Origin of the sequence: Streptomyces specialis (assembly GCF_001493375.1) — a bacterium.
Lineage (GTDB): Bacteria > Actinomycetota > Actinomycetes > Streptomycetales > Streptomycetaceae > Streptomyces > Streptomyces specialis.
In genome coordinates, this window is sequence record NZ_LN929779.1 from 1 (window position 1) to 6,463 (window position 6,463).

The window sequence follows — 6,463 nt, forward strand, 5'->3', positions numbered from 1 at the left end:
GGTCGGGGGTGAGGCTGTCGACCAGGCGGAGGATCTCCATCGGGAGGGGGAAGATCAGCGTCGAGTTCCGCTCGCTGGCGATCTCGGTCATGGTGGACAGCATCCGCAGGTGCAGGGACGCGGGGTGTTCCTCCAGGCGTTCGGCGGCGTCCGACAGGGTCTCGGCCGCCTCGTACTCGCCCTTCGCGTGGATCACCTTGGCGCGCCGGTCCCGTTCGGCCTCGGCCTGGCGGGCCATGGCGCGGCGCATGCTCTCGGGCAGTTCCACGTCCTTGATCTCGACCAGGGTGACCTTCACGCCCCACGGGCTGGTGACGTCGTCGATGATCCGCTGGAGCCGCTGGTTGATCTCGTCGCGGTTGACCAGCAGTTCGTCCAGGAGCACCTGGCCCAGGATGCTGCGCAGCGTGGTCTGCGCGATCTGCGAGGTGCCCTTGATGTGGTCCTCGATCGCGACCACCGAGCGGTTGGGATCCACGACGTTGAAGTAGGTGACGGCGTTGACGCGGACCGTGACGTTGTCCTTCGTGATCACGTCCTGCGGCGGGATGGCCATGGTGACGGTGCGCAGGGAGACGCGGACCATCCGGTCGATCAGGGGGATGATGAGGAACAGGCCCGGTCCCCGGGCGCCGGTGAGCCGGCCGAGGCGGAAGACGACACCGCGCTCGTACTCGGGGACGACCTTCACGGCCGCCAGCACGAGCAGCAGCAGGACGGCCGCGACGACGGCGGCGGTGACGAGCAGTGCGTTCACGGGGAATCCTCCTCGGTGCCGGTCCCGGTGCCGGTCGGGGGCGCGGTCGCGGTCGCGTCGATGACGACGAGGTCGAGCCCTTCCTGGTCCACGACGCGGACCCGTTGCCCCTCGGTGACGGCGGTGTCCCTGCCGCGCACGGTCCACCAGGCGCCCTCCAACAGCACCTGGCCGGCCTTCCCGTTCCCGGTGCGGCGGACGACGGCCTCGCGGCCCACGAGCGCCTCGCGGCCGGTGGTGGGCCGGGCGAGGAACGCGCGCCGGGTCAGGCGGCCCGCCCGCAGCGAGCCGACGACGGCCGCCGCGAGGGCGGCGGCGACGAGCATGGCGAGCGCGGCGACCGTGAGCGTCTCCACCACTCCGGCGACGGACGGCCCGATCGCCCGCCATATGTACGGTTTCGCGCCCATACGCCCCATAGTGCCGGAGTTCGTCGCGGGCGGCTCCCCGGCCGGGGCGTCCGTCAGCGGGTGACGCGTCGGCCCGCCCGCCACACGGCGTGGACCAGGGGGACGCCGGGGCGGTAGGCGAGGTGGACGTGGCTCGGCGCGTCGAGGATCACGAGATCGGCGCGGGCGCCCGGGGTCAGGCGGCCCACGTCCGCGCGGCGCAGGGCGCGGGCGCCGCCCGCCGTCGCCGCGTGGACCGCCTCGTCGGGCGTCAGGCCCGTCTCGCGGACCGCGACGGCCACGCAGAACGGCATGGAGCTGGTGAACGACGAGCCCGGGTTGCAGTCGGTGGCCAGCGCGACGGGCACGCCCGCGTCGATCAGGCGGCGGGCGTCGGGGTAGGGGGCGCGGGTGGAGAACTCGGCGCCTGGCAGCAGTGTGGCGACGGTGTTCCCGGCGGCCAGGGCGTCCACGTCGGCGTCGGTGAGGTGGGTGCAGTGGTCGGCGGAGGCGGCGCCGAGTTCGACGGCGAGCCGGACGCCGGGCCCGGGGCCGAGTTGGTTGGCGTGGACCCGGGGCGTCAGGCCGTGTGCGGCGCCCGCCGTGAGGACGGCCCGGGCCTGGTCCTCGCCGAACGCGCCCCGCTCGACGAAGACGTCGATCCAGCGGGCGTGCGGCGCGCAGGCGTCCAGCATGGGGCCGGTGACCAGCTCCACGTAGCCGGCCGGGTCGTCCTCGTACTCGGGGGCGACGATATGGGCGCCGAGGAACGTGGTCTCGTCGGTGTGGGCGGCGGCGACGGCCAGCGAACGGGCCTCGTCGTGGACGGTGAGGCCGTAGCCGGACTTGGTCTCGATCGTGGTGGTGCCCTGGAGCAGCGCCTCACGGACGTGGCGGGCGGCCGTGGCGTGCAGGGCGGCGTCGGTCGCGGCCCGGGTGGCGGCGACGGTGGCGCGGATGCCTCCGGCGCGGCACGGGCGGCCGGACATGCGGGCGGCGAACTCCTCGGTCCGGTCGCCCGCGAAGACCAGATGGGCGTGGGAGTCCACGAAGCCCGGCAGCGCCGCCCGTCCGGCCGCGTCCACCCGGGTGTCGGCGGCGGGGGCCCGGCGGGGCGGCCCGACCCCGGCGATCCGGCCGCCGGCCATCACCACGGCCGCGGCCGCGAGCAGGCCGAGCGGCCCGCCGGCGCCGAGGGCCGGGTCGGTGGTGACGAGCCGGCCGATGCCCGTGACGACGGGCGTGGTCACCGGCACGCCAGCCCTTCCAGGACGTCGGCGAGGGCGGCGACCCCGGCCAGGCAGTCGTCCTCGCGGGCCGACTCGGCGGGCGCGTGGGAGACGCCGGTGGGGTTGCGCACGAACAGCATGGCGGTGGGCACGGCCGCCGACAGGATGCCCGCGTCGTGCCCGGCGCCGGTGGGCAGGTGGGGGGCGCCGCCGAGCAGCGCGGCGACGGTGTCGCGCAGTCCGTGGTCGAACTCGGTGACGGCGGTGAACGATTCGCGCGTGACGCGGACGTCCACGCCGTCCCGTGCCCCGCGTTCGGCGGCCATGCGCGCGATCTCCGTCACGACGGTGGTCAGCGCGGCCTCGTCGGGGGCCCGCGAGTCGAGCCAGCCGCGCACCAGCCCGGCGACGGCGTTGACGCCGTTGGGCTCGACGGCGACCTTGCCGAACGTGGCGAGCGCCCCGGCCAGTCGGGCGCGTTTGCGGGCGGCGAGTACGGTGGGGGCGTAGGTGAGCATCGGGTCGCGGCGGTCGTCCAGGGCGGTGGTGCCCGCGTGGTTGGCCTCGCCGTGGAAGTCGAACCGCCAGCGGCCGTGCGGCCAGATGGCGGAGGCGACGCCCACCGGGTGGCCGGACAGGTCGAGGTGGCGGCCCTGTTCGATGTGGAGTTCGACGAACGCGCCGACGTGGGCGAGCCGTACGGGGTCGGGGCCGAGCGACTCCGGGTCCAGCCCGGCGCGTTCGAGGGCGTCGGCGAGGCGGACGCCGTCCGCGTCGCGCAGCGCGCGGGCCGTGTCCGGGGCGAGCAGACCGGTGGCCAGGCGCGACCCGGCGCAGGCGACGCCGAAGCGGGCGCCTTCCTCGTCGGCGAAGTTGACGACGGCCAGCGGCCTGGCCGGCGTCGCGCAGCGGGCCAACAGCTCGTCCAGGGCGGCGAACGCGGAGACGACGCCGAGCGGCCCGTCGAACGCGCCGCCGTCCGGTACCGAGTCGAGGTGGGAACCGGTGACCACGGCGTCCCCGGCGGCCGGATCGCCCAGCCAGGCCCACTGGTTGCCGTTGCGGTCCACCTCGTACGCCAGCCCGCGTTCCTCGGCGCGCTCGCGGAACCAGGCGCGGCACTCGGCGTCCGCGCCGGTCCAGGCGAAGCGCCGGTACCCGCCGGAGGCCGGGTCGCGGCCCAGCGGCAGCAGCTCGCGCCACATCCGCGTGAACGCGGCGCCGCCCGCCGCGCCCTCGTCGGCGCCCGTCACGGCACCTCCCGCATGGGGACGCGGACGCCGCGCTCCGCCGCGACGGCCTCGGCCCGCTCGTAGCCCGCGTCGGCGTGGCGGATCACGCCCATGCCCGGATCGTTGGTCAGCACTCTGCGGATCTTCTCACCGGCCAGGGGCGTTCCGTCGGCGACCGTGACCTGCCCGGCGTGCAGCGAGCGGCCGATGCCGACGCCGCCGCCGTGGTGGACGGAGACCCAGGAGGCGCCGGAGGCCACGTTGACCATGGCGTTCAGCAGCGGCCAGTCGGCGATGGCGTCCGAGCCGTCCGCCATGCCCTCGGTCTCCCGGTACGGGGAGGCGACCGAGCCGCAGTCGAGGTGGTCGCGGCCGATGACGACGGGCGCGGCGAGTTCACCGCTCGCCACCATGGCGTTGAACCGCTCCCCGGCCCGGTCGCGTTCGCCGTGGCCGAGCCAGCAGATCCGGGCGGGCAGGCCCTGGAAGCGGACGCGTTCCCCGGCGAGGCGGAGCCAGCGGGCCAGCGGCTCGTTGTCGGGGAACAGGTCGAGGACGGCCCGGTCGGTCTTCGCGATGTCGGCCGGGTCGCCGGACAGGGCGGCCCAGCGGAACGGGCCCCGGCCCTCGCAGAACAGCGGCCTGATGTAGGCGGGGACGAAGCCGGGGAACGCGAACGCCCGCTCGTAGCCCGCGCGCCGGGCCTCGCCCCGGATCGAGTTGCCGTAGTCGAAGACCTCGGCGCCCGCGTCCTGGAACCCGACCATCGCCTCGACGTGCCGGGCCATCGACTCCCGCGCCCGGCGGGTGAACTCCTCCGGCTCCTCCGCCGCGTAGGCGGCCATGCCCGCGAACTCGACGCCGAGCGGCAGGTAGGCGAGCGGGTCGTGGGCGGAGGTCTGGTCGGTGACGATGTCCACGGGCGCGCCGAGGGCCAGCAATTGGGGCACGGCGTCGGCCGCGTTGCCCAGCACGCCGATCGACAGGGGGCGGCGGGCGGCGCGCGCTTCCTCGGCCAGCCGCAGGGCCTCGTCCAGGGAGCCGGCCCGGGTGTCCAGGTAGCCGTGGTCGACGCGCCGCCGGATGGCGCGCGGGTCGCAGTCGACGCAGATCGCCACGCCGCCGTTCATCGTCACGGCCAGCGGCTGCGCCCCGCCCATGCCGCCGAGCCCGCCGGTCAGGGTGACCGTCCCGGCCAGCGAGCCGCCGAACCGCTTGGCCGCCACCGCCGCGAACGTCTCGTAGGTTCCCTGGAGGATGCCCTGGGTGCCGATGTAGATCCACGAACCGGCCGTCATCTGCCCGTACATGGTCAGGCCCATCGCCTCCAGGCGGCGGAACTCCTCCCAGGTGGCCCACTCCCCCACCAGATGGGAGTTGGCGATCAGCACCCGGGGCGCCCACTCGTGGGTGGTCATCACCCCGACGGGGCGGCCGGACTGCACGAGCATCGTCTCGTCGGGGCCGAGCGTGCGCAGGGTGCGGACCATGGCGTCGAAGGAGCGCCAGTCGCGGGCCGCCTTCCCCGAACCGCCGTAGACGACCAGGTCGTCGGGGTGTTCGGCCACCTCCGGGTCGAGGTTGTTGTGCAGCATCCGCAGCGCGGCCTCCTGCGGCCAGCCGCGTGCGGTGAGGCCGGGGCCGCGGGCGGCGCGGACGGGGCGGGCACCGTGCATGGGAGGTGGTCCCTTCTGGAGCGGTTCGGCGGCCCGGGTGGTCCCGAGCGGTCGGGTCAGCGCAGCGGGCCGGTGACGGACTCGGCGGCGGCGAGGGCCGCGCCGGACGCCGTGAACGCCACGGCGGCCTCGATCTCGGGCGCGAGATGGCGGTCGGGGCCCGGTCCGGGAACGCTTCGGCGCAGCCCGTCACGGACGGCGGCGGTGGCCGGCGCCGCGGCCAGGGGCGCGCGCAGGTCCAGCGCGCGGGCGGCGGTGAGCAGTTCGATGGCGACGACGCGGGCGAGGCCGTCGACGGCGCGGCGCAGTTTGCGCGCGGCGGACCAGCCCATGGAGACGTGGTCCTCCTGCATGGCGCTGGACGGGATGGAGTCCACCGAGGCGGGCACCGCGAGCCGTTTCAGCTCCGAGACGATGGCGGCCTGGGTGTACTGGGCGATCATGTGGCCGGAGTCCACGCCGGGGTCGTCGGCGAGGAAGGCGCTGAGCCCGTGGTTGCGCGCCACGTCGAGGAACCGGTCGGTGCGCCGCTCGGCGACCGAGGCGGTGTCGGCAACCGAGATGGCGAGGAAGTCCAGGACGGCGGCGAGGGGGGCGCCGTGGAAGTTGCCGTTGCTCTCGACCCGGCCGTCCGGGGTGACCACCGGGTTGTCGACGGCGGCGGCGAGTTCGCGGGCGGCCACCTGTTCGGCGTGGGCCAGGGTGTCGCGGGCCGCGCCGTGCACCTGGGGGGCGCAGCGCAGCGAGTACGCGTCCTGCACGCGGGTGCACCCCGGTCCGCGGTGGCTGGCCATGATGCCGGAACCGGCCAGCAGGGCACGGAGGTTGGCGGCGCTGTCGGCCTGTCCCGGGTGCGGTCTGAGCGCTTGGAGGTCGGCGGCGAACACGGCGTCGGTGCCCAGCAGCGCCTCCACGCTCATCGCGGCGGCGATGTCGGCGGTGCGCAGCAGGAGGCGCAGGTCGTGGCAGGCGAGGAGCAGCATGCCGAGCATGCCGTCGGTGCCGTTGATCAGCGCGAGCCCCTCCTTCTCCCACAGGACCAGCGGCTCGATCCCGGCGGCGGCGAGCGCAGCGGCCGGATCGGGTACAGGGCGCGGTCGCCGTCCGTCACCGTGATGTCCAGCCAGCCCCCGGCACGCAGCCGGGCCAGCAGCGGTCCGGTGTCGTGACCTGTCACGGC

General features: G+C 75.4%; 6 protein-coding genes. All 6 read right to left on the reverse strand.

Annotation, left to right across the window (positions count from 1 at the left end; genetic code table 11):
* Positions 1 to 757, reverse strand: a 757-nt coding sequence (locus BN2279_RS06810; protein WP_059007498.1) for a slipin family protein, incomplete at its 3' end; no start/stop codon positions are given.
* On the reverse strand, positions 754 to 1,167 hold the full coding sequence (locus BN2279_RS06815) for an NfeD family protein (RefSeq protein WP_059007500.1): 414 nt from the start codon (positions 1,165 to 1,167) through the stop codon (positions 754 to 756). The genes BN2279_RS06815 and BN2279_RS06810, both read right to left, overlap by 4 nt.
* Before the next feature lie 53 nt (positions 1,168 to 1,220).
* A complete protein-coding gene (hutI, locus tag BN2279_RS06820; RefSeq protein ID WP_059007504.1) occupies positions 1,221 to 2,396 on the reverse strand; it encodes an imidazolonepropionase in 1,176 nt (391 codons plus the stop codon).
* Positions 2,393 to 3,580, reverse strand: a complete 1,188-nt coding sequence (locus tag BN2279_RS06825) for an allantoate amidohydrolase (RefSeq protein WP_079031932.1) — start codon at positions 3,578 to 3,580, stop codon at positions 2,393 to 2,395. The genes hutI and BN2279_RS06825 overlap by 4 nt, the downstream gene beginning before the upstream one ends.
* Positions 3,581 to 3,624: 44 nt before the next feature.
* On the reverse strand, positions 3,625 to 5,283 hold the full coding sequence (gene hutU / locus BN2279_RS06830; protein WP_059007503.1) for a urocanate hydratase: 1,659 nt from the start codon (positions 5,281 to 5,283) through the stop codon (positions 3,625 to 3,627).
* A 56-nt stretch (positions 5,284 to 5,339) separates the two neighbouring features.
* Positions 5,340 to 6,463: aromatic amino acid lyase (locus BN2279_RS06835; protein ID WP_159037086.1), on the reverse strand; the 1,124-nt coding region annotated here is incomplete at its 5' end.

What these genes read in the sequence shown, in the direction of transcription:
- BN2279_RS06815 (WP_059007500.1), bottom strand. Translation starts at nt 1,167, where the DNA reads ATGGGCGCGAAACCGTACATATGGCGGGCGATCGGGCCGTCCGTCGCC.
- BN2279_RS06825 (WP_079031932.1), bottom strand. Translation starts at nt 3,580, where the DNA reads ATGTGGCGCGAGCTGCTGCCGCTGGGCCGCGACCCGGCCTCCGGCGGG.
- hutU (WP_059007503.1), bottom strand. Translation starts at nt 5,283, where the DNA reads ATGCACGGTGCCCGCCCCGTCCGCGCCGCCCGCGGCCCCGGCCTCACC.